This is a genomic window from Thermobifida sp. (genome assembly GCF_017577275.1).
In the GTDB taxonomy this organism is placed as follows: Bacteria; Actinomycetota; Actinomycetes; order Streptosporangiales; family Streptosporangiaceae; genus Thermobifida; species Thermobifida fusca.
Genome location: NZ_PITY01000024.1, coordinates 1 through 22227, shown reverse-complemented (window position 1 = coordinate 22227; position 22227 = coordinate 1). Strand labels below are relative to the sequence as shown.

Here is a 22227-nt window from a genome sequence, read left to right as displayed (position 1 = left end):
ACGACTAACCCGGGTCGCGGGCCGTTCCTCACCGGGGCGGACGCGACCCGCACAGAAACCGAGGACCCATGCCGATCGAGGTTGGTCAGAACGCCCCCGATTTCGAACTCGCTGACCAGCATGGCCAGACCGTGCGCCTCTCCGATTTCCGCGGGCGCAGCAGGGTAGCGGTGGTGTTCTACCCGCTGGCCTTCTCCGGTATCTGCGACAAGGAGCTGCGGCAGCTCCACGAGTGCATGAGCGAGTTCACCGCGCGCTCCGTGCAGCCGCTGGCAATCTCCGTGGACTCCATGTTCGCCCACCGGGTCTGGGCGGACCGGGAGGGCGTGGACTTTCCGCTGCTGTCCGACTTCTGGCCGCATGGCGCGGTCGCGCAACGCTACGGCGTGTTCGACGAAACCAAAGGGGTAGCGCTGCGCGGCAGCTTTCTGATCGACACTGAGGGCGTGGTGCGCTGGAAGGTCGTCAACCCGACATTCCAAGGCCGCGACATGGACGACTACCGCCAGGCGTTCGCGGACCTCGGCTGGAATCCTTGAGGATGGCGCTGCCCTGCGGCTTTCCACGGCTCTTTAGCCGGTTTCCGGGAGCGGAAGCAGGCAGGAGCACCTAATAGGGCCTGCGGTTTCTCACCGGATCCGCCCGAGGCAGAAGGGCTGTGACCAGCGGGTGGGCCGGGTGGTGCCGAGGATGGCGGACGGTCTGCCCGTAAAGAGTGCAACGCCGACTCTTCGGAACCGGTACTATCTCTGTGCGGGACGGGCCTGACAGTGTCGGGCCCATGGTGCGGGCGTGTAGCTCAGTTGGTCAGAGCACCCGCCTTACAAGCGGGCGGTCGGAGGTTCGAGTCCTCTCGCGCCCACGTCGATACGCACTCGGAGACGCCCGGGAGCCGGTACGGCCCCGGGCGTCTTGCTGTATTGAGGCCAGCTACAGCACTTCCCCTGAGCCCCGTGGGCGTGGTGCCATCAACCGTCATCCGTCGCGCAAGAAGAAAGCTCGTCATGGCCACGCAGGGACCGCCAGGCATTCCGCGTATGGCGACGGTGATTAATTGGGTTCTAGTTCTGACTCAGATTTCTGGAAAACGGTCTAGAGTGTCTTGTGCGACGAAGTTGTCCACGCCTTTGGTAACGAGGAGATAACGCCTCGCAAAGTTGCAGGTCAGCTTCTGTGAGCCCCACGCACGTGGGGATGGACCGCTTTCCCCTTGCCCACTTCCCTTTCGCGCCTCGTGAGCCCCACGCACGTGGGGATGGACCCGGGTCTCCGCCCGGAGCCGAGCGGAGATGAACGTGAGCCCCACGCACGTGGGGATGGACCGCTGCACGGACGGGACCGCTGAACCGCGCCCCGGTGAGCCCCACGCACGTGGGGATGGACCGGACACCAACGACGATGACTGAGACTACCCGTCGTGAGCCCCACGCACGTGGGGATGGACCGCGCCCCCACCGACGTGACCCGGTGGGGGCGATGTGAGCCCCACGCACGTGGGGATGGACCAGTCGCCGAGCGCGGTAGTGATGTAGTCGCGCATGTGAGCCCCACGCACGTGGGGATGGACCGAAATCCGCACCACCCATCCACACCTGACAGCAGTGAGCCCCACGCACGTGGGGATGGACCTGCCCACGGTTATCTCCTGCCTGTTGGTGTGTGGTGAGCCCCACGCACGTGGGGATGGACCGCCCGCCGTGATCTACCAAACCCCCGACCCGGAGTGAGCCCCACGCACGTGGGGATGGACCGGCAGGGCAGGGGTCACCCCCGCGAGGTGCCCGGTGAGCCCCACGCACGTGGGGATGGACCACACGCACCACGCACGGCGCGCCCCGTCCCGGCGTGAGCCCCACGCACGTGGGGATGGACCGGGGTCTGACACAGCCGCCCTCGCGGGCGGCCCGTGAGCCCCACGCACGTGGGGATGGACCGACACCCCCTGACCTGTAACCCCGCGCCGGAGTGTGAGCCCCACGCACGTGGGGATGGACCGGTCGCGGCCCCGGACCGGAGGCCGAGGGCGCGGTGAGCCCCACGCACGTGGGGATGGACCGGTAGGCCGCCGCTTCCTCCGCCAGAGCGTCGCGTGAGCCCCACGCACGTGGGGATGGACCGGCATCGGTTCTCCGTTCTCGTTCTGTCGGGTTGTGAGCCCCACGCACGTGGGGATGGACCGGTCGTCATCACCGACAGTGCCGGTGAGGAGGTGTGAGCCCCACGCACGTGGGGATGGACCGAACCCGGTTCGGATCCCCGCCACGACCACTCCGTGAGCCCCACGCACGTGGGGATGGACCGCAAACAACGGCAAATCCCACCTGGTAGAACCCGTGAGCCCCACGCACGTGGGGATGGACCGGCCCGGAACGTGTGGACCGGCAGCTGCTGTTCGTGAGCCCCACGCACGTGGGGATGGACCGTGCGGTGCATCGGCGCCCCGTCGTGGGGATCCCGTGAGCCCCACGCACGTGGGGATGGACCGGGCATTCGGTGGGATGCCCTGGTCCGCGCTGCGTGAGCCCCACGCACGTGGGGATGGACCGCGGCGGCAGGGCACTGCATGCCGGCACCGGATCGTGAGCCCCACGCACGTGGGGATGGACCGACATAAGTGAGGCATAGGACGATGATCAGGAGGTGAGCCCCACGCACGTGGGGATAGATCGGACACAACCACTGATGTCCCTGGCGCCTTCTCGAAAGTTGTGGGAATGCAGCAGTGCCTGGACTGCTCGGGCATTGAGGAGCGCTATCGGTTACTTAGCGCTGCCTCAGGCCAGCACGCGTGGGCCCTTGGGCTGTGCATCGAACGAGAAACTCTGACAGCAACGGCACCGCTGAGTGCCCGCTGCTGTCAGGGCTGCTGGTGCTGCGGGTCACGTGGGCTGCCACGCTTGGCTGGCCTGTTCGATGTCTTCTGCGGCTACTCGGCGCAGCTTGTGGGCGAGATCGGACAGCGCCCGCGCCACGGCTAGTTCCTCCCCAATCTCCGGGATATCGGCGTCGGTGGGATGCTTGCGTGCTTCTCCGTGGCCGCGCAGGTTCCACTTGGTGGACGGCAGTTGCGCTTCGGCGAGGGTGCGCACGGAGCCGTTCTCGTGCACCTCCGACACTGCGACGTCGATCTGTATCCGTTTCAGGGACTGTCCCGGCTGCGGTTGACGGGCCTCCGTATGCTCCTGGCGGGCTTGGGGGACGGGGTGGCGGGGCTCGATACGGGCGTCCGGTCCCGGGTAGACGAGGGTTTCCCGGCCTTCGTCCTCCCACCGCACCCAGTAGGGCGGGCCCCCGTTGTCCCCCTGCACTTTGAGCACGACGCCTTTGCGCGCGGGCAGGTCATCGCGGGGGCGTTCCACAACGATCCGGTCTCCGGCTTGAGCTTTCATCGGCCCTCCCTGGTGTCGGTGCTCTCTTTCTGTCTCCACAGAAAGAGATCCCGGAAACGGGCTCGTCTATGCGGAAAAATCCCTTGCCCCAGGGGGAGAGGTCAGTGCGCCCGGGATGCGCGCAGCAGCCGGTCCCGTACCGCCAAGCCGATCCCCGCGGGTTCGGGGGGGATCGCGACGACCACGTCGGCTCCCGCCGCGTCCACGTCCCGCAGCCGCTGGTACAGCACGCGGGCATAGTCCCGAGCCGAAGCAGGGGACGGTAGCACCACCACGCCTTCCGGCAGGTTTTCGGGCACGGTAGCGGTCTCCGCCAGCACAGCCACCCGGTGTCCTTTCTCCACCCACTGGGCGACCGTGTCCGCGGCTTCTGCTGCTTCGGCTAGCACGACCCGTGCGGCGGGTGCGTAGTGGGCGGCGAGCATGCCGGGTGCCCGGGCCGGTCCGGTGGGGGTGGTGTCGACGGGGGCTCCGGTGACCGCGGCAAGGTCGTCGGGGGTGATGCCTCCGGTGCGGAGCACGGTGAGCCGGCCGTCGGCCACTTCGACGATCGTCGATTCCACGCCGACCGTGCACGGTCCGCCGTCCAACACCAGGTCGACCCGGTCCCCGAGGTCAGCGGCAACGTGCGCGGCCGTGGTCGGGCTCACTCGGCCGAACCGGTTCGCGGAAGGTGCGGCGATTCCGCCGCCGAAGCGTTCCAGGAGTGCGAGCGCGACCGGCTGGTCGGGGACCCGCAGCCCTACCGTGGCGCGTCCACCGGTCACTGCGTCCGGCACTTGGGCGGAGCGGGGGAGGATGAGGGTCAGCGGGCCGGGCCAGAACGCGTCCGCCAGCGTGCGGGCGAGAGGAGGAAAGGTAGCAGCCCAGTCGCGCGCGCTCTCCGCGGAAGCGACGTGCACGATCAGGGGGTGGTCAGCGGGACGGCCTTTGGCGGCGAAAATGCGCGCTACCGCGGCCGGGTTCGCGGCGTCCGCGCCTAGGCCGTAGACGGTTTCGGTGGGGAAAGCTACGAGGCCGCCTGCCCGCAGGACGCGTACCGCCTCGTCCAACGCTGCCGGTGATACGGCACGTACGGAAGGGTGGCGTACTGTGCCGCCGTCGCCCATCACTCCTCCTCGGTGTCGTGGTCGCCCTGCGACCGTGGCCGTTCACCATGCTAGGGCTGTGGCTGGGGTTCGCCGTGCGGGCGCGTGCTCAGGCTGTCCTGGGGAAGAGGACAGTCCTGGGCAGGCCGCCGGATGAGAGATGCGCCGCCGCCTGGGGAACGGGAGGGGAACGCCATGGATGTCACGGTGATCGACAATCCGGCACAGCACCGGTACGAGATCCGTGCCGGGGAGAAAATCGCCGGTTTCACGGAATACCAGCCTGTTGCCGGTGATCGGGTGGTCTTCTTCCACACTCGGGTGGACGGCTCTTTCCAGGGGAAGGGGATAGGCAGCCGGCTGGTGCGGGAGGCGTTGGATGATGTGCGGGCCCGCGGGCTGCGGGTGCGTGCGGTCTGCCCCTATGTCAAGGCGTGGCTCGAGCGGCACCCGGACTACGCTGACCTGGTTGATCGGGCTGGATAGGGCGGGGCGTCGGGCCGAGTAGCAGGCCGTGAAAGGAGTCTGGGGCCGTCCGGTGTTGGTGCGCCGGACGGCCCCAGGGGGGTGGTGGAGGGCGGTCCGCGGCGGGGGAGCACTACGCCGCCACGGACCGCCGGTCAGGAGACGGACTGTTCAGGATCAGGGAGCTCCGGCCCCGAACAGTTCGTCGTGGGCTGCGAACGCGGTCGCGATTTCCACCTGAGCCCAGAAGCGGTGGCGCTCCACGATCGGCGCCGGGACGTTCTGCGGGTCGTTCAGGTGTGCCTCGACCTGCGGCCACAGCGGGTCGTTCTTGTAGAACGAGCGGATGGACAGGAAGGTCGCGCCCGGCTCGATGCGGTCACCGTTGGGCATGGTGCCCGACCAGCCCGGCGGCACGTACAGGCCCTCGGAGCCGTCCCACGGGTCGTCCAGACGGTCCCAGCTCGGCTGCTCGGGGGTGGCGATACCGATGCTGTCCCGGTGGGCCAGCAGGGCGTCCAGCAGACCCTCCGCGGTGGCGAGGGCGGTGGTGTCGCCCGAACGCTTCGCGTAGTACATCAGGGTCTTGGCCAGAGCGGCGGTCACACCGACGTCCTGGCTGTAGGAGACGACCCGGACGTGCAGGTTCGGGTTGCCGGTGTAGGTGCCGGTCCAGGTGTCAGGCTGGCCCGACCACTCCAGGTCGGAGGGGACCTGGAAGTTCTGGCCGCCGTTGCCGGCGTCCACGTCGGTGTGCTGGATGGCCCACGGCACCCACTTGTCGAGGATGGCCTCGGCCCGGGCGTCGCCGGTCACGTAGTAGAGCTGGGCGACGCGCTCCATGTTCCAGACCTGGAAGCCGAACCAGTTGTTGGACGGCGGGTCGTTCCAGACCGGCTGCCAGTCGTAGTACATGCCGTAGAACTGCGACAGGCCGGTCGGCGGGGTGTCGTAGCTTCCCTTCCAGCTGTTGGTGGCGCCACCGGCGATACCACCTTCAGCGGACTGCAGCCACTGGAGGAACTCCAACTGGCGGTCGAAGCTGGTGGCCCAGTCCCGGACACCGGTCGGGGAGTCAGGCTGCAGTTCGGGCACCTGCGAGAGCGCGTAGGCAGCGAGCACGTTCTGGTAGCCCTGGTGCGAGGAGCTGGAGCCGATACGCCACGCCCACGCAGAGGAGGTGTCGAGCGAGCCGCCCCAGGCGTAGTACCAGGACAGCAGGTAGTGCGCGCTGTCCTTGCCTTGGCCACCCGGGCAGGAGGTGGCGCCGACGCAGTTGCCGATCTTCTTGAAGTACTTGTCGAACATCGCGTACCGGAGGTAGTCGCCCATCTTGGACGCCTTGTCCATCAGGCCCGCGATCTCGTTCTCCTTGCCCTGCTCCTTGGCCCATTCGTGCGCCCAGAACATCACCTGGACGGCCCGCGCGTCAGCGTCGGGGGCGTTGGTGTAGCGCCACTGCTTGGCGTAGTTCTGGTCGTCGGTGAACAGGTCCAGGTAGCCGTTGGGGCCGCCGTGCGTGAAGTCGTCGCAGGACGGGTGCGGAATGGTCTCCCACACCGACTCGCGCGCACCACGCTGGTAGGTGTTGATGTAGGCGGGGGCGTCGTCGGTGCCGTCGCCGCAGAACCCGAAGCCGTAGACGTTGTCCACGTCGAGCAGCCAGTGCATGCCGTAGATATCGTTGGTCCCGTAGGTGGAGCTCAGCTCCTGGGCGAGCGGGTCTTGACCCACCGGGACGTTGTTCATGAGAGGCGACGGGTAGCCGTCAGCGTTGGGCTGCTCGGGGATGTAGGTCGCCGGGGAGTTCGGGTTGTAGGCGGAGTTGGTCGGCTGGTCCTTGGTGCCGGGGATGATGAAGGTCTCCATCGACTCCCAGGCGTCGTGGAGCGGCTTCCAGTCACCGGTGACCCGGCCGTAGTACGCCTCCAGCCACAGGTAGTAGCTGAACGCCTCGGACGTGGTCTGGTGGCCGTGGTCCGGAGCCTCGACGATCATGGTCTCCACCGAGTGGTAGGGGACCAGGAGCCCGTTGAATTCGCGGAAGTAGCCGCTGGCGGGGTCCTTGATCTTCTCGTACTGCTCCAGGAAGGCCTGGTCGTAGGAGCTGGTGTTCGGGTCGATCTCCCGGACCGTCACCTCGGCCGAGTCGTGGCCGGGGGCGCTGACGGTGAAGACCGCCTCGGCCAGGTTTCCGCCGTTGTCAGCGGAGGCGATGGTCACCTTCTGCGGCTGGTTCCAGTTGCTGGAGGTGAACTGGAGTTGGGAGCCGCTGGAGACGGTCAGGTCGGAGCTGCCCGACGTGCGCGCCACGGTGACCGTGACGTTGCCGGAGGGCTGGTTGGACAGCCGCACCTCGAAGTCGGCGGTGCCGCCCTGCGGCACGCGGACGGTGGGCGGTGAGGCGATGACGGCGGCCCGGTCCAGCACTCGGATGGCGATGGGAGCGGAGACGGTCCTGGCTCCCTGGTCGTCGTAGGCGATCGCGGTCACCGAGTAGGAGCCGGCGGCAGCGTCCGTCCAGGTGAAGCTGTAGGGGGAGGTGGTGTCGGTGCCGATGACGGTGTTGTCGGCGGCGAATTCCACCCGGTCGATCGAGCCGTCGGGGTCGGAGGCGACCGCGGTCAGCTCGATCGGGTCGTTGACCAGGAAGGTCGAGTTGTTGGCCGGGGATGTCAGGGTGACATCGGGCGGCAGGTTGGCGGGCTGGGATCCGCTGCAGGTGACGCCGTTGACGGTGAAGCTGGTCGGGGCGTCGTTGGAGCCGCTGTAGGTGCCCTGGAAGCCGAAGGAGATGGTGGCTCCGGGGGCGATATTGGGGTTCCAGTCCGGGTAGCGGACGGTGACGTTGGCGCCGCTCTGGCTGAACACGCCGTTCCAGCCGTTGGTGATCTGCTGGTTACCGGGGAAGGTCCAGCCTACTTGCCAGTTCTGGATGGGGTCGCTGCCTTCGTTGGTCACCTTGACTTCGGCGACGAACCCGCTACCCCAGTCGTTGGAGTCGTCGTAGTCCACCGAGCAGGCGACGGCGGCGTGCGCGACGCCGGGGGAGAGTACAGCGGCGGCCAGGGCCGCTGCGAGCGCCCCCGAGGCCAGCGTGCGCCAGCGCCGGGGAGACAGTAACGATCTCATGCTTGGAAATAACCTCCGGATCTTCCGGTTCCGGAGCAGCCGTGCCGTTCGTCGGCATACCGAGAACCGGCAAGGCCGTTCGGAACCGCGTGTCACACAGGAGAGGGGTGTGCGGCGTGCCGGGTGTGGACTGCAGCCGCCGCGGGGGTGGCATCGCTGGTGTCGGGGCGATGCCGGGTGAAAACAGGGGGATCAGTGAAACCAGCGGTACCGGGTTCCGGTTCTCTCCTTTCTGCCGGGAGCACTGGCATGGGAGCGCTCCCATGAATTGAGCTCAGGGGTCGCAGTGGCCTTCCCGGGGTGGTGGGGGCTCGCCCCGGGAAGGGGGCCTGTGGCCTGAGTCACGGGAGCGCTCCCAGTAGGAGGGTAACGTTCCGGATGTGCCGTGTAAACCCTCCGTAAAAAGACAATGGGACGAAGCGTGAGACTCGCAGTACTCCGCGTGGCATTCGCCCAGATGGAAGCATGACCCCGCTGCCGCCCGATGCGGACTCGTTAAAGTGGCCCCGCGGAACCGACCCTGGAGAGCGGAATGGACACGGAGACGATCGGCGACGGCACCCTCCTCACCGCGCACCTGCGCTGGCGGCGCGACAACGGCCGCGCCCTTGCCGCAGTGCTCTGGCAGTGCGGCCCCGGCTGGCGCATGGCCGCCTCCAGCGTGCTCGGCGGCGGCCTCGGACCACGGGACTACGTCATCAACGCCCAAGTCGACGGCGACTACCGGCGGACCGACCCGGACAACCACCTCGAAGAACTCGCCACCCACTTCGGGATGACCGGCACCGGGGTAGGCCTGCTCACCGCCGCCAACGTCAGCGAAGCATGCTTCGCTGACGACCACGGGGTCGAAGTCCTCGCCACCGTCGGACTCGGCCGCCCCACCTGGGCGGCCGCCGACCCCGCGCTCGACGAAGCACGCCTCCCCGGCGAAGAGACCCGCCCCGGGACGATCAACATCGTCGTCGCCGTGCCCGCCCCCATGTCGGACACCGCACTCGTCAACCTGGTCGCCACTGCCACCGAAGCCAAAGTCCAGGCACTCTTCGACAGCGGGTACGCCTGCACCGGCACCGCCTCAGACGCGGTTTGCGTTGCGGCACTCGTCGGCGACACCCCGCCCGCCCAGCGGGAACTGTTCGGCGGAGTCCGCTCCCGCTGGGGCGGCCGAGTCGCCCGCGCCGTCTACGCCGCGGTAGCTGAAGGAGCCCGCCGGGAAGCCGCCCGCTCCCAGCAGCGCTCCCCGCACCGGGCTGCGGCCTACTCCCCGTCGATGATGTCGGGCACGTAGTACTCGTCCACCGGCATCGGCCCCCGATACCCCTGGCACATGCACTTCCGGTAGGTGTGGGTGCGCTCCCCAGTCCACCGTCCCGGAATCACCACCTGCGCCTGGCACGTCTTGTCCTTTTGGTCGTGGAAAACCAGGTGGTGTCCGCAACCGCAGATCGGCTGAGGGGTGCGCGGACCCTGAGTGAGAGAAGCCTGCGCCGGAGGCACGGAGGAGCGGCGGTTGGGCAGCAGGCGTCCCACCAGCACCCCTCCCAGGGCGATCATCGCGCCGACCACCAGACTCACGGGATCCATGGCGGTGTGTCCTTCCCTCGCGGTCCTCCCCTAATTGTGGCCTAAACCGACCCGCATCCGGCCTTCCCTGCACGCCGCTTTCTCCTTGCGTGCATCACCGCGCAGCCTCCTGCTCCGGCGTCGCAGCCTGCGCCCGCAACTCTTTGAGCGTGGCCACATCCCGGGCATGCGGCCCCTCCGGGCCCGGGGTCTCCACCACCACGGGAACCCCCGCGGAAACCGGGTGCGTGAACACTTCGGCGAACGGGTCAGCGCCGATATAGCCCAGTCCGATACCGGCGTGCCGGTCCCGGCGGCTCCCGCACGGCGCAGCCGAATCATTGGCATGCACCAGCCGTAACCGGTCCGCTCCGACCACCTCGCCGAACCGGTCCAACATTGTCCGCATTCCCGCTCGGGTGGAGACGTCGTGGCCCGCTCCGAACACGTGCGCGGTATCCAGACACACCCCCGCCTTAGGGTGGCGGTCCACCGCGTCCAAGTAGTCGGCGAGATCGTCCACCGTGGCGCAGAGCACCTGCCCCTGCCCCGCCATCGGCTCCAGCAGGACCGGCGGCGCAGCCTCGTCCAGCGCCTCCAGAATCGGCAGCAGCCGGGCCCGCACCCGTGCCAGACCGGCGGCACGGCCCCCGCGCACCGCGGACCCGGTGTGCACCACCACGCCGCGGGCCCCGATCTGCGCGGCCCGCTGCAGCGTGTACTCCAACGACGCCACCGACCGGGCAGCGATCTCCTCGTCGGGCGAACCCAAGTTGATCAGATAGCAGGCGTGGACGAAAACCGGGAGGTCAGTGCGGGCGCGCAGCAGCGCATCCTGCTCCGCGTTCCCCGGAGTATGTGCCCAGCTTCGCGGATTGGTGACGAAGACTTGGATGACTTCGGCGCCGATCGCGTCAGCGTAGGACAACCCACGCTTGGCCAGGCCACCGGAGACCGGAACGTGCGCTCCGATACGGGAGAAAGGTGCGAGGGCCATGGACGACCAGCGTAGTGCCGCCCCAAGCCTTGGACTGCAGCACCTGCCGTCCGTCCCGGCCCGGCTGTTCCCGCCCCGCTGCCCAGGGCCGGGGCCGCGGGACACCGCGTCGGACCCTAGGGCACACCACGGCGGTGAAGCGTTACGCTGCCTGCGTGAGCCCTTCACCGTTGACACTGCACGAAGTGACTGCCGCCTTTGAAGCGATCTACGATCCGGCCTGGGCCGCGTCCTGGGATGCGGTCGGACTGGTGTGCGGAGACCCCGACCAGCCGGTCCGACGGATCCTGTTCGCGGTGGACCCGGTGGGCGTGGTCGTGAACGAGGCCGAACAGTGGGGCGCCGACCTGATCATCACCCACCACCCCCTCCTGCTGCGCGGGGTGACGAGCGTGGCCGCCACCACCCCCAAGGGGCGACTGGTTCACCGGCTGATCCGCGCCGGTATCGCCCTGTACACGGCGCACACCAACGCTGACACCGCTGCGCCGGGTGTGTCCGACGCGCTCGCGGCCGCTGTCGGACTCGACGGGCCGCTGCGTCCGCTCGACCCCGACCCCACCGACCCTGAAGGCCAGCGCGGTATCGGACGCATCGGGGAACTCAACGAGCCGATGACGGTCCGCGAGTTCGCCGCGCAAGCAGCCCGCGGTCTGCCGCCCACCACCAGCGGCCTGCGGGTGGCCGGGGACCTGGACCGCACGGTGCGGACGATCGCGGTGTCCGGGGGTGCAGGCGACTCCCTCCTGGACACGGCACGCCGTGCCGGAGTGGACCTGTTCCTCACCGCCGACCTGCGCCACCACCCGGCCTCCGAGTTCGCCGAACACGGCGATATCGCCCTGATCGACGCCGCACACTGGGCCACCGAATGGCCGTGGCTGGCGGAGGGAGCAGCCCGGCTCCGCGACGCTTTGGGCGGAGAGCGGGCTAACGTGGAAATTCGCGTATCCGCAACCGCTACTGACGCTTGGCAGCAGTCGTTCGGCGCCGCTATTGCGCCTTGATGCACTGCGGCGCCATCACCGTCGTCGAGAACAGAACAGAGGACCGTTGAAAGCAGAACCCGCTCACCAGCTTCGACTGCTTGATCTCCAAGAGACCGACACCGAACGTGACCGGCTCAACCGTCTGCTGCGTGCCCTGCCGGAAGAAGAGCAGCTCCGACAGTGTGAAGCGCGACTCACCGAGCTCCGCGACCAGTTGGCGGTCACCGAGACAGAGCTCCGCGACCTCGACCGGGAGCAGCGTAAAGTCGAGCGTGACATCGACCAAGTGCGGGCACGCGCCGAACGCAACACTCAGCGCATGGAATCCGGTCAGATCTCCTCTCCCCGGGAATTGGAGAGTCTCCAAGCAGAGATCGAGTTGCTGGCGCGCCGGCAGAGCGAGTTGGAAGACATCGCTCTTGAGCTGATGGAGCGCCGGGAGGAAGCCGACAAGCGCCGCGCGGACCTCGACCGGAAAGTGACCGAAGCCGTTGAGGAACGGGATGACGCAGAAAACCGCCGCTCCGAAGCGGTGCTGCGGATCAAGGACGAGCTGGACAGCGCCACCCAGCGGCGCAGCCGGATCGTCAAAGAGCTCCCTGAAGACCTGCTCAACCTCTACGAACGGCTGCGGGAACAGTACGCGGGGATCGGAGCAGCAGCCCTGCGCTACGGCCGGTGCGAGGGCTGCAAACTGCAGTTGAGCGCCGCCGAACTGCGGGAGATGCGCCTGGCCCCGCCCGAAGAGGTGACCCGGTGCGAGAACTGCCGCCGCATCCTGGTGCGTGTCGCAGACTCCGGGCTGTGACCGCGGCGAAATGAGAGCAGGGATGGGACGCAGGATCGTCATCGAAGCGGACGGCGCGTCCCGGGGCAACCCCGGCCCAGCCGGGTACGGGGCCCGGGTGCGCGACGCCGACACGGGGGAACTCCTCGCGGAAGTCGCCTCCCCGATCGGGGAGGCCACCAACAATGTGGCCGAATACCGGGGCCTGATCGCGGGCCTGGAAGCAGCGGCCGCGATTGACCCGACCGCCGCAGTGGAGGTCCGCATGGACTCCAAGCTCGTGGTGGAACAGATGTCGGGCCGCTGGAAGATCAAACATCCGGCGCTGCAGCCGCTGGCCCGCCAGGCCCGGCAGGTCGCAGCGTCACTGGCGTCGGTGACGTACCGGTGGGTGCCGCGGGAGCAGAACGCGCAGGCCGACCGGCTCGCCAACGAAGCGCTCGACGGCGCTGTGCGCAACTGGAGCACCCAGCGAACAGAACCGGTGCAGGCAGCCGAACCGGTCGAACCGCCGGTGGACCAGGGGAAGACCGACGGCACCGCGCTGGGCTGGGGACCAGCGGACACCAACCCCACCCGGCTCCTGCTGCTGCGCCACGGCCAGACACCCATGTCCGTGGAGCGGCGTTTCGCCGGGATCGGCGACATCCCCCTCACCGAAGTCGGCCACGAGCAGGCTAAAGCCGCGGCACGGCGGCTCGCGCAACGCCCCGTCGACGTGGTCGTCTCCTCCCCGCTGCGCCGCACCCTGGACACCGCCCAGTACGTGGCCAAGGAATGCGGACTGGACGTGGAAGTGGAGGAGGACTTCCGGGAAGCCGACTTCGGCGCCTGGGAGGGGATGACGTTCGCTGAAGCGCGCAAGCACTCCCCGCAGGAGTTCCACCGCTGGCTCTCCGATCCGCACGTCCCCCCTCCGGGAGGGGAGAGTTTTGCCGAAGTCTCCCGCCGGGTCACCCGGGCCCGGGACCGGGTGCTCGCCCGGCACCGCGGCCGCACCGTGGTGGTGGTCACCCACGTCACCCCGATCAAACTGCTGGTCCAGCAGGCCATGCTCGCCCCGCTGCCGGCGCTGTACCGGATGCATCTGGATGTGGCGTGCCTCTGCGAGGTCCACTGCTTCAGCGATGGCCCGATGGTGGTGCGTTCCCTGAACGACACCGGCCACCTGGCCTGCTAGGCCGCGACTGGCCGCGGAAGAAAACACCGGGGCGTACAATTCTTTACTACAGGGAGTCGGCCAGACGGCCGCGGCACCGCGCACGCGGTGTCGAGGAAAGTCCGGACTCCACAGGGCAGGGTGGTCGGTAACACCGACCCGGGGTGACCCGCGGGATAGTGCCACAGAAAACAGACCGCCGTCCCCGTGGGACGGTAAGGGTGAAACGGTGGTGTAAGAGACCACCAGCGGCCGGAGTGATCCGGTCGGCTAGGTAAACCCCACCCGGAGCAAGGTCAAGAGGGAGACTTCGGTCTCCTGCACGGACGCTTGAGGGCGGCCCGTCCGATGTCCGTGGGTAGACCGCATGAGGCCGCTGGCAACAGCGGTCCTAGATGGATGGCCGTCACAACCCGTTCAGGGTTGACAGAATCCGGCTTACCGGCCGACTCCCTGTTTTCCGCCCTTCTGGCCTGGTCTTTTATGCGCGAGAGCAGGACTGTTCGCTCTTTAGCGCCCCGAGAAGTCTGAGGTCTTTCCGGGAGTCGAGGAACACAGCCGTGTCGTCCCCGTCCAGGGCACGCAGGGCATCCGCTGGTTTCGGCAACCGTTGGAAAGCGGGTTGCGGCACCCGCGAAAAAGCCCGTCGTGGCACGGGATGCCCCACAGCACCGCTGGTCACACCGGACGGGAAGAAAATACTGGGGGAAGGGCCCGCCGAAGATGCGGTGCGTGCCCCGTAAAGTCCGTGCCCACCGTTACATTGGAGAGGTTGCAGCGCCTGACCAACCCGAGATGGTGAGCATGAGCCCCACGGTGTATCTGCTGATGTTCGGTCTTCCCGTCGTCGCGATCGTCGTCATCATCGGTCTCGCCATCTACCAGGCGTCGCCGGTGGAGAACGACGAACGTGAACCGGGGCCGCAGCAGGATCAGTCCGAATAGTAGACACGCGGCCCGCTAGCGGGCCGCCCACCCTTCGTCTTCCTCTCCAGCTGGCGCGCCGCCGGGGCAGACGCCTGTCCGCTACCGGCACACCCGAGGCATTCCAGAGCCCGCACGTCCCCGAACCCGGGTGGTTTCCGGTCCGCGATCCCACCAGCGGCGACCGCAAAGCAGAGCATCGCCGACCTCCTCGTCACGACTCGTGCCCGCTCATCCAGCGGGAAGGCGCGCTGAGCAAGCGGCGGTAGGAGCAGACGGAGAAAAGCACGCGGGGCGGGGAACCGCGGTTCCCCGCCCCGCGTGAACGTGGTCCTACCGGTAGGGGTAGCCGTCGGGACGGTCGTCGAAGCGACCGTCGGGCCGTGCAGACGGCCACTCCTGCGGCCGGTCATACCCCGGTTCGCCGTACCCCGCTGGTGAGGGAGGCGATTGCGGATAGTCCCCCAGCACGTCGTAGCTCTGATAAGGCGTTCCCGAAGGCGCGGAGGGTGGTGTGTTGTAGTCGGTGCGGGGCTGGGTTCCGGTGTCGTAGGAGCTGAAGGAACCGGGGGTGGGCGGGTAGGGGGTGGACCCGTAGCCGCCGGGGGTGCCGCTGGCAGGGGTCGATGAGGCGGGGAAAGCAGGGGGTGCTCCCGCCGGGTCGCCCAGCGGCGGCTGCCCACCGGAAGGCGGCGGACTGGGCGGCACCGGAGACGTCCGCTGGTAGGAACCCGTGTCCAGGCTCGACCAGATCGGAGAACCAGTGTCGGAGGACGCGCTCGTGGGCGTGAACGACGGATCGGTGAGCGGATCCGGCGCTGCGGACCGCTCCGACGGAGCCCCCGGCAGCGGCGTGTCGTAGCGGCTCCGCTCGTGTGAACCGCTGTCGAACGGGGACGGCGCACCACCCAGACCACTCCGGCTGTGGGAGCCGGTGCTGAACGAAGGCGACGACAGCGGATCGTCGTACGAGCTGTCGCGACGGTGGCTGCCGGTGTCGTACGCGGAAGACCGGGGAGCGCTCAACGGGTCGTCGTCCGGCCGTGCCGACGCGGTCGGAGCACCCGCCACCTCGTAGGAAGTGCGGTGGTGGCTTCCGGTGTCGTACGCGGAGGGCCGAGGGGCGCTCAACGGGTCGTCGTCCACGCGGCTCGCGGCAGCCGGAGGGTCGGCGGGACGCTGCGCAGCGTCCGGCTCGCCGTTCGGGGCCAGCGCGGAGGGAGCAGACTCCTGGCCGAGGCTCGCCAACACCGCGAGAGAGTCGTTGCCCTGCGCCGGGGCGGCTGGGACGTCCTCCGGCTCCGGGGAGCGGTGGTCTCGTGCGGAAGGCCGCTCCTCGTCAAGGTCGTCGTCATCGTCGAAGACCACGTCCATCGCCTGCGTCGACTCGTGCCGGGTGTCGCGGCGCGCCGTGCGGAACGGGTCGTCGTCGGACTCGTCGTCACTGTCGGCGTACAGGCTGGAGAAGTAGTCCGCGTCCTCATCGTCCCAGTCGTCGCGTTTCTTGCGGGACCGCGACTTGCGGGAGGCACGCGACTCGGAGGAGCCCCGAGAACGCCGGCGGGAACGCGGTTCCTCCTCCTCATCCGCCACGGGGTCTTCGTCGAGCTCGGCTACGTCGTCGACTCGGCCGCGGGGCGTGTGGCGCGCGGAACGCCGCGGCCGCTCCGCCACCTCGTCCTCCACAGTCTCGTCGTAGTCGTCGTACTCGTCGTAGTCATCGGCTCCACTGCTCGCCCCCAAGGAGCGCAGCCCCAGGACGATGAGTAGGAGGACGATGATGACGATAACGGCGATGAGCGCGATGATCATGGTGAATACACCACCTTGGGCCCCGCGGCCTGGTAGAGGACAGAGACGGCACCGGCGGTGGTGGAGGGAGCTTCCGGCGTCGGGCCTACCCCGCCCTGGCGCACACCGCACCGGGAGGATGGTGAGCGATGCCGGGCATGCGACACCCCGGAAGTGGTGTCCGGACGCCGTGGCCCCCGGACACGCCAGCGCACCGGTGGACGTGAAGTGGATTCGGTCATTAACAAATCAGCGGGGTGCACGGCCCCACTTTATGCATAGATGTGCCATCCGTGCAGGGGGGAATCAAGATAGCCTTTCGGGAAAGCTGGGTAAATCGCGGTCTTTCAGGGGTGTCACGGCACGCTTGTCAGCCGTCCTCGTGCCAGAGTGCGCGTGGCGATCGCGCCGAGTGCCACGTCCAAGGGCGCGGCCTCTCCGAGCTCCACGCGTTCAGAGAGGGCGTAGACCGTGAACCGGAACTCGTGCTCGTTGCCTTTCTCCGGGCACAGCGGCTGGTAGCTGGCCGTGTCGAAACTGTTCATCCCTTGCTGTGCGGGGATGGGGACGGTCCCCTCGGGAAGCTCCGGGTTGTCCGGGTCGAGCCCGTAGACCACCCAGTGCACGGCCGCGCCGCCTGACTCGTAGACGGTGTCGACGACCAACGCCAACGACTCCGTTTCGGCAGGCAGTCCGGACCAGCGCAAGGGCGGGGACATCCCTTCGCCTGCACAGGTATAACGGTCCGGGATCTTTTCGCCTTCCCGCAGCATCGGACTGGTGACGGTGATGTCGTCGCTCACTTCGCCGTTGCTGGGTCCGATCAGCACTCCGCATCCGGTGGCGGTCAACGCGAGCAGTACGGCTGCGGCCGTACCGGCGGTGCTACGGCGATGTCGTGCAAGGGAGAACATGGGACTCCTGTGAGGCACGGAACGAACGTAGGGGAATCCGCGAGAATGCGCCCGGCAGAATCCGAACACAAAGCCGCGGGACGCGTCAGCGGTTCCGCAGGAACCATACTGCCGTCATGGTCCTTTCGTCCCTCCTGCCAGGAATGATCCCGAAGAAGTGCGGACGTCGTTGACGCTCTGCAGCGGCACAGGTGACATGAAACACGCTTCTTTCGGGCACTACGCGTAAACTTGGGCAGGTGACCACAGTCCAGCTTCGACCTCCCAAAAACCGGGTTTCTCCTCGAGCGGTCTGGCTATGGACCGTCACGGACGCGATCGAAGGGGCGGTGACAGTCGGAGGGATCACACTGACTGCGTGGGCTGTGGACACAGCCCGGTGGGGCTGGCTGCCAGACTGGTTGGTGGACCGGATCTGGTGGGTGCCCGTGGCCGTCGCCTGCTACAGCGTGGTCAAACTGGTGGTCGCACCGCGGTGGCGCTACCGGGTGTACCGGTGGGAGGTCACCGCCGACGTCGTCTACACCCGCAAGGGCTGGATCAGCCGTACCTGGCAGCTTGTGCCGATCACCCGCCTGCAGACCGTGGACCACACGCAGGGCTGGCTGGAGCGGCTCTTCGACTTGGCCACCGTGGAAATCCAGACCGCTTCACACGCCGGCTCCTCAACGATCAAAGGGCTGCCTGAAGCGCAGGCCCGGCAGCTCTCCGAAGAACTAGCTGCACGCGCGGGACAACTGCGGAGTGACGCCACGTGAACGCCGAGCATGAGCCGCAACCCGACCAGGCCGGTGCGGACCTTCCCGAACCGGACGGCTCGCGCCCTGAGTCGGCCGCGCCCCGCCTGGCCGCTGAGGCGGAGCGGCGGCTCAGCCCGCTCACCGTGGTAACCACCGCAATCCAGCACGGCCGTTCGGCGGGCCTGCCCGTGCTGGTGGCGCTGTTCGCGGGCGACTTCAACCCGTGGGTGCTTGGCGGCACAGTCCTGGTCGGTGTCCTGCTGGTCGTCGCCGGCATCGTCCGCTACTGGACCGTGCGCTACCAGATCATCGGCGAGCGACTGGAGATCCGCTCCGGTCTGATCTCCCGGAGCCGGCGCGCGATCCCGCTGGAACGTATCCGAGGCGTCAACGTCACCTCCACCCTGCTGCATCGCATTTTCGGGCTGGCTGTGGTCCGGATCGACGCGGCCGCAGGCGGCGCCCTCCAACAGGAGGAGGCGAAGCTCGACGCGATCGCCACCGCCGAGGCGGAACAGCTCCGCGTGGAACTGCTGCGCCGCCACTCCCTCCTGGTGGAGCACGAGGCGGCTGAGGCAGAGGAACCAGCAGCGGAAACCGAGGCGGCCCCCGCGGAAAGCGCGGAGGTCACGTACTTCCGGATGCCGTGGCGCTGGTACCTCTACGCGGTGCTGAGCCCCGCCTACCTGCTCACCCCGTTTGCTGTGCTGGCGGCCCTGTTCGGTTTCTTCAACCAGTTCATCGACGCTGAGGTGATCGGCGCCTACGTCATCGGCCAGGCGGACACGATCTGGGGGATCGTCACCTCCCGGAGCGGGCTGCTGCTCCTCACCCTTGTCGGAGTGGTGGCGGCGATACTCGTGGCCATGCCGCTGTTCGCCGTGGTCTCCTACATGATCAACCAGTGGCAGTTCACCCTGCACCGCCGCGGGGAGGCCCTGGTCACCGAGCGTGGACTGTTCACCCGGCACAGCGTCACGTTGGAGTACCGCCGTATCCACGGTTACGAACTGCACGACACCCTCGTGCAGCGGCCGTGGGCTCTAGGCCGGCTGTCCGCGATCGTCACCGGGCTCGGCGGGTCCACGTCCCGTTCGGCGCTGCTGCCGCTGGGGCCGCGGGCCGAGGTGGAGCGGATTGTGGCGCAAGCGTTGCGTCCGTTCCACGGCAAGCTGGTCGCCCATCCCGCGGCTGCGCGCTCCCGCCGACTGTTCCGCGCGGTGGTGCCGCCGCTGCTGCTCGCCGGGTGTGCGGCAGCACTCGGCTGGTTCTGGGTGGCCGGTGGGCTGCTCGCGGTGGCGGTGCTGGGAGTGCCGCTGGGTATGGACCGCTACCGCTCCCTGGGGCACGGCTACGACGGGGAACAGGTCAGTGTCCGCTCCGGGGCGCTCGCCCGGGTGCAGGCCACGGTGGCCCGCTCCGCCATCATCGGCTGGCGGTGGCGGCAGAGCGTGTTCCAGCGTCGGGCCGGGCTGGCCACCATGAAAGCCACCGTTGGTGCGGGCAGCGGAGGATACGACGCGATCGACGTCGATTTCGCGGACTCGGTGGCGTTCGCCCATGCCGTCACCCCGGAACTGCTCGCCCCGTTCCTGGCAGCGTCTGCTGCCGGGGCTGCTGACCAGGCGGCGGACACTTCCGGCCAGGAGGGTGACCGTTCTGGCGGTGCGGGCGCCTAGCCTGGCCGCGGACCCTGGCCGGCTGCTGGTCGGCAGGTGCGGTCTCAGTCAGACCGCTTCGACCCGAACATGATCTCGTCCCAGGACGGCACTGAGGTGCGGCGGCCGCGTTTACGGCGGGGCTGCTGGGAAGCTCCGGTGGCCGCGGGCACGGACGCTTCGGGGCGGCTCGCCCGCTGCGGGCTGGCACCCCGCTGTGTCGGGGAGCCGGGACCGGGCGTGGGGGCGGGACCGGGCCGGTGGTGGCGTTCCGGCACGGTGGCAGTGAACACCGTGTCTTCGGTGGTGGGGCGCACCAGCTCTGTGGTGATGGGGGAGCGGGGCGTTGTCGAGGCGTCCGTCTCCTGAGGTGTCGCGGCAGGCGCCTGGGGCGGCGGGGCAGCCTCCCGTGCCGGGGAGCGGCGTGGAGTGAAAGGAGTGACGGTTGCCTCGGGAGGTGCGGGCGGCACCGATACTTCACGGTCGTCAGCGGAGAGGAGACGCACCGCCTCCTCGTCATAGGGAGTGACCGAGCGGCGCCGCGGCTCGTAGATCCAATGGGCGACGTGCTCTTCCCCCATGACACGGAAGGACAGTTTGACCTGCCAGGTGTTGTCCTCCCGCTTCCACGAGTCCCAGGTCGCCTCCCCCGATTCCAGTTGGGCCACGCCAATCCGTTCGGCTACTAAGTCGCCGAGGGTGGGGCCCGGGGCGGTCTCCCCGGGACGGCGGACCAGGGCAAGCTGCGCTTGCCGGGCCATGTACTCGCGCTCCTGCAGCACTGGGCTTTCAAACCAGCGCACGCGCTCGACAGGGATTCCTGCGGCCTGGGCAATAGATTCGGCAGTTTCTCCCGCGCGTATCCGGGCCTGGATCTCCTTGGGGCGCAACGGATTCTCCACTTCGATCTCGTACTGGCCGAGCCGAGAGAATTGCCCGCGCACGGCAGCGCGGAGCCGGTCGTCGACGGGCAGCATGAAACGGGTTCCGCGTCCGGCACTGGCCAGCACCAGGTAGGTTCCGTCCTCACTGACGGCGACCAGGCGAAGCTCTTGCATCGCCCTCCCTTTCGCGTCCCGTCGAGGGGGTGGGAAACCCGGTATCCCCCGTTCACAGTCTTGTCGGCCCAGGTCCTTCGAGCCAGTACCGCACCCGGCATGTTCGAAGACACGCCTGAAGCGGAGCGCGGTGCACTCCCCTATCGTGCCATCCCGACACGCCGAGAGGGGCACGGCCAGGCCGTGGTTGTGGACACTGGCCCGTTTTCTCCCGTTTGTGTGGGGTGGCAAGTCCCGGCCACGGCTGTGAGAAAGCGGACCGTATTGCGGAGCGCCTGTCGAGCTGACACGCCGAGCAAAGGCAGAGGAGACCGCAGACGGATCGTTGCGCCGAGACTATTCTCCCCACACGCGGTCGAGATAGGCGTTGGTGAAGCGCCGGTGCGGATCGACCCGCTCGCGCACTTCGAGAGCGTCGCGCAGCCGAGGATAAACCTTGTCCAAGTAGGACAAGGTGCGGGTGTGCATCTTGCCCCAGTGGGGCCGTCCCGCCGCAGCGGTGAAGATCGCCTCCAGGTCCGCGAAATACTCCTGCCACGGGCAGCCCTGGTAGACGTGCACGGCCACGTACGCGCTCTCCCTGCCGTAGCCGGGGGACAGCCACACGTCGTCGGCGGGGGCGAACCGCACTTCCACGGGGAAGCTGATCCGGTGGCGGCTGCTCGCGAACACGGCGCGCATGTCGTGGAGGACGTCGGGCAGGTGCTCGACGGGGATCGCGTACTCCATTTCCACGAACTTGACCCGGCGCGGACTGGTGAACACCCGGTAGGAGACGTCGACGTATTCGCGCGCGGTCAACGCCCGCGCCGAGATCTGGTTGATCGCGGGGATGAGGCGGGGCAGGCGCCGCGCCATCCGGTTGACGACTTCGAACACCGAGTTGGAGAGGAACTCGTCATCCAGCCAAGCGCGGAAGGCTGAAAGCGGGCGGGCTGGGCCGGGGACGCGGTTGTTGCGCTTGGTGATGGTGCGTTCGGTGTGCGGGAACCAGAAGAACTCGAAGTGGTCGTTGGTGGTGCGCAGCTCCTCCAAGCGTTCGAGGACTTCCCCCAGCGGCATGGGGGTTTCCCGGGCGTGCAGCAGGAACGCGGGCTCGACCGCCATGGTGATTGCGGTCACCACGCCGAACGCTCCCAGGCCCGCGCGGGCGGCGTCGAACAGGTCCGGGTCCTCGTCTCGGGAACAGGTGACCACGGACCCGTCGGCCAGGACCAGTGCCAGTTGCTGAATCTGTGCGGCGAGGCTCGCCGAGGCGCGGCCGGTCCCGTGAGTGCCGGTCTGGGTGGCACCCGCCAGCGTCTGCACGGCGATGTCTCCCATGTTGGTCAGGGCTGCGCCGTGCGCGGCGAGCGTTTCGTTGAGGTCGCAGAGCCGCATTCCCGCTTCGACGGTGGCGCGTCCGGCGGCGAGGTCCACGGAGCGCACCGAGGCCAGGGCGGCGGGGGAGAGCAGGGTGCCGTCGGTGGCCGCGATGTCGGTGAAGGAGTGCCCTGATCCCACCATGCGGATCCGGCTGCCCGCCGCCGCGGCTGCGCGTACTTCGGCGACGACCTCGGCGGTGCTGGTA

At 68.4% G+C, this 22227-nt stretch carries 18 protein-coding genes, 1 tRNA gene, 1 other RNA gene and 1 CRISPR repeat array; of the genes, 11 read left to right on the top strand and 9 right to left on the bottom strand.

The genetic code is table 11. The features are described 5' to 3' along the window. Positions 1-68 precede the first annotated feature (68 nt). Positions 69-539, top strand: a complete 471-nt coding sequence (locus CW348_RS12270; protein ID WP_011292387.1) for a peroxiredoxin — start codon at positions 69-71, stop codon at positions 537-539. Between the two features lie 249 nt (positions 540-788). Then, a tRNA-Val gene (locus CW348_RS12265) sits at positions 789-862 on the top strand. A gap of 311 nt (positions 863-1173) precedes the next feature. Then, positions 1174-2669: a CRISPR direct-repeat array (repeat unit 28 nt; unit sequence GTGAGCCCCACGCACGTGGGGATGGACC). A gap of 210 nt (positions 2670-2879) precedes the next feature. On the opposite strand, the gene CW348_RS12260 is transcribed toward CW348_RS12265, so the two are convergent. Then, on the bottom strand, positions 2880-3389 hold the full coding sequence (locus tag CW348_RS12260) for a DUF1918 domain-containing protein (protein ID WP_011292386.1): 510 nt from the start codon (positions 3387-3389) through the stop codon (positions 2880-2882). Positions 3390-3490: 101 nt separating this feature from the next. Next, the gene (locus CW348_RS12255) at positions 3491-4498 is read right to left on the bottom strand and encodes an L-threonylcarbamoyladenylate synthase (protein ID WP_011292385.1); all 1008 of its coding nucleotides are present in this window, start codon (positions 4496-4498) and stop codon (positions 3491-3493) included. 174 nt (positions 4499-4672) lie between these two features. On the opposite strand from CW348_RS12255, the gene CW348_RS12250 reads away from it, so the two are divergent. Then, positions 4673-4963: a GNAT family N-acetyltransferase gene (locus CW348_RS12250; RefSeq protein WP_016188915.1), complete on the top strand. Its 291-nt coding sequence runs from the start codon at positions 4673-4675 to the stop codon at positions 4961-4963. Positions 4964-5119: 156 nt separating this feature from the next. Here CW348_RS12250 and CW348_RS12245 read toward each other — a convergent pair whose 3' ends face one another. Continuing rightward, complete coding sequence (locus CW348_RS12245; RefSeq protein ID WP_104613000.1) at positions 5120-8074, bottom strand: glycoside hydrolase family 48 protein; 2955 nt, start codon at positions 8072-8074, stop codon at positions 5120-5122. A gap of 532 nt (positions 8075-8606) precedes the next feature. Between CW348_RS12245 and CW348_RS12240 the strand changes: the two genes are divergently transcribed. Further along, a complete protein-coding gene (locus tag CW348_RS12240; protein WP_011292382.1) occupies positions 8607-9365 on the top strand; it encodes an adenosylcobinamide amidohydrolase in 759 nt (252 codons plus the stop codon). Here the strand turns inward: CW348_RS12240 and CW348_RS12235 are convergent. Together CW348_RS12235 and CW348_RS12230 are read right to left on the bottom strand one after the other, a co-directional pair. Beyond that, complete coding sequence (locus CW348_RS12235) at positions 9335-9661, bottom strand: hypothetical protein (protein WP_011292381.1); 327 nt, start codon at positions 9659-9661, stop codon at positions 9335-9337. The two genes, CW348_RS12240 and CW348_RS12235, sit on opposite strands and share 31 nt — an antisense overlap. A gap of 94 nt (positions 9662-9755) precedes the next feature. Beyond that, complete coding sequence (locus tag CW348_RS12230) at positions 9756-10637, bottom strand: deoxyribonuclease IV (protein ID WP_016188913.1); 882 nt, start codon at positions 10635-10637, stop codon at positions 9756-9758. A 170-nt stretch (positions 10638-10807) separates the two neighbouring features. On the opposite strand from CW348_RS12230, the gene CW348_RS12225 reads away from it, so the two are divergent. From CW348_RS12225 to CW348_RS12205, 5 genes are all read left to right on the top strand, one after another. Beyond that, a complete protein-coding gene (locus CW348_RS12225; protein WP_011292379.1) occupies positions 10808-11644 on the top strand; it encodes a Nif3-like dinuclear metal center hexameric protein in 837 nt (278 codons plus the stop codon). A 46-nt stretch (positions 11645-11690) separates the two neighbouring features. Next, positions 11691-12434, top strand: coding sequence for a zinc ribbon domain-containing protein (locus tag CW348_RS12220; RefSeq protein ID WP_011292378.1), 744 nt, complete (start codon positions 11691-11693; stop codon positions 12432-12434). Between the two features lie 22 nt (positions 12435-12456). Then, a complete protein-coding gene (locus CW348_RS12215) occupies positions 12457-13593 on the top strand; it encodes a bifunctional RNase H/acid phosphatase (RefSeq protein ID WP_016188911.1) in 1137 nt (378 codons plus the stop codon). A gap of 52 nt (positions 13594-13645) precedes the next feature. Further along, an RNA gene (gene rnpB, locus CW348_RS12210) (RNase P RNA component class A) lies at positions 13646-14029 on the top strand. Between the two features lie 347 nt (positions 14030-14376). Continuing rightward, positions 14377-14517 carry a hypothetical protein gene (locus CW348_RS12205; RefSeq protein ID WP_258076911.1) on the top strand — a complete coding sequence of 47 codons (141 nt, stop codon included), beginning with the start codon at positions 14377-14379 and terminating at the stop codon, positions 14515-14517. Positions 14518-14829: 312 nt separating this feature from the next. On the opposite strand, the gene CW348_RS12200 is transcribed toward CW348_RS12205, so the two are convergent. Together CW348_RS12200 and CW348_RS12195 are read right to left on the bottom strand one after the other, a co-directional pair. After that, positions 14830-16308, bottom strand: coding sequence for a hypothetical protein (locus tag CW348_RS12200; RefSeq protein WP_104613001.1), 1479 nt, complete (start codon positions 16306-16308; stop codon positions 14830-14832). Positions 16309-16643: 335 nt separating this feature from the next. Continuing rightward, the gene (locus CW348_RS12195; RefSeq protein ID WP_011292374.1) at positions 16644-17201 is read right to left on the bottom strand and encodes a YbhB/YbcL family Raf kinase inhibitor-like protein; all 558 of its coding nucleotides are present in this window, start codon (positions 17199-17201) and stop codon (positions 16644-16646) included. A gap of 365 nt (positions 17202-17566) precedes the next feature. Between CW348_RS12195 and CW348_RS12190 the strand changes: the two genes are divergently transcribed. After that, positions 17567-17959: a PH domain-containing protein gene (locus CW348_RS12190; RefSeq protein ID WP_227480894.1), complete on the top strand. Its 393-nt coding sequence runs from the start codon at positions 17567-17569 to the stop codon at positions 17957-17959. Beyond that, a complete protein-coding gene (locus tag CW348_RS12185; RefSeq protein ID WP_104613002.1) occupies positions 17956-19620 on the top strand; it encodes a PH domain-containing protein in 1665 nt (554 codons plus the stop codon). The genes CW348_RS12190 and CW348_RS12185 overlap by 4 nt, the downstream gene beginning before the upstream one ends. Before the next feature lie 44 nt (positions 19621-19664). On the opposite strand, the gene sepH is transcribed toward CW348_RS12185, so the two are convergent. Both sepH and CW348_RS12175 read right to left on the bottom strand, forming a co-directional pair. After that, complete coding sequence (sepH, locus tag CW348_RS12180; protein ID WP_011292371.1) at positions 19665-20657, bottom strand: septation protein SepH; 993 nt, start codon at positions 20655-20657, stop codon at positions 19665-19667. A gap of 336 nt (positions 20658-20993) precedes the next feature. After that, positions 20994-22227: D-arabinono-1,4-lactone oxidase (locus CW348_RS12175; protein WP_287463786.1), on the bottom strand; the 1234-nt coding region annotated here is incomplete at its 5' end.

Bases quoted from the DNA above. Each gene is read 5' to 3' on its own strand.
- CW348_RS12270 (WP_011292387.1), top strand. From the start codon at position 69: ATGCCGATCGAGGTTGGTCAGAACGCCCCCGATTTCGAACTCGCTGAC.
- CW348_RS12235 (WP_011292381.1), bottom strand. From the start codon at position 9,661: ATGGATCCCGTGAGTCTGGTGGTCGGCGCGATGATCGCCCTGGGAGGG.
- CW348_RS12260 (WP_011292386.1), bottom strand. From the start codon at position 3,389: ATGAAAGCTCAAGCCGGAGACCGGATCGTTGTGGAACGCCCCCGCGAT.
- CW348_RS12215 (WP_016188911.1), top strand. From the start codon at position 12,457: ATGGGACGCAGGATCGTCATCGAAGCGGACGGCGCGTCCCGGGGCAAC.
- CW348_RS12230 (WP_016188913.1), bottom strand. From the start codon at position 10,637: ATGGCCCTCGCACCTTTCTCCCGTATCGGAGCGCACGTTCCGGTCTCC.
- CW348_RS12240 (WP_011292382.1), top strand. From the start codon at position 8,607: ATGGACACGGAGACGATCGGCGACGGCACCCTCCTCACCGCGCACCTG.
- CW348_RS12245 (WP_104613000.1), bottom strand. From the start codon at position 8,074: ATGAGATCGTTACTGTCTCCCCGGCGCTGGCGCACGCTGGCCTCGGGG.
- CW348_RS12200 (WP_104613001.1), bottom strand. From the start codon at position 16,308: ATGATCATCGCGCTCATCGCCGTTATCGTCATCATCGTCCTCCTACTC.
- CW348_RS12250 (WP_016188915.1), top strand. From the start codon at position 4,673: ATGGATGTCACGGTGATCGACAATCCGGCACAGCACCGGTACGAGATC.
- CW348_RS12195 (WP_011292374.1), bottom strand. From the start codon at position 17,201: ATGTTCTCCCTTGCACGACATCGCCGTAGCACCGCCGGTACGGCCGCA.
- CW348_RS12205 (WP_258076911.1), top strand. From the start codon at position 14,377: ATGAGCCCCACGGTGTATCTGCTGATGTTCGGTCTTCCCGTCGTCGCG.
- sepH (WP_011292371.1), bottom strand. From the start codon at position 20,657: ATGCAAGAGCTTCGCCTGGTCGCCGTCAGTGAGGACGGAACCTACCTG.
- CW348_RS12255 (WP_011292385.1), bottom strand. From the start codon at position 4,498: ATGGGCGACGGCGGCACAGTACGCCACCCTTCCGTACGTGCCGTATCA.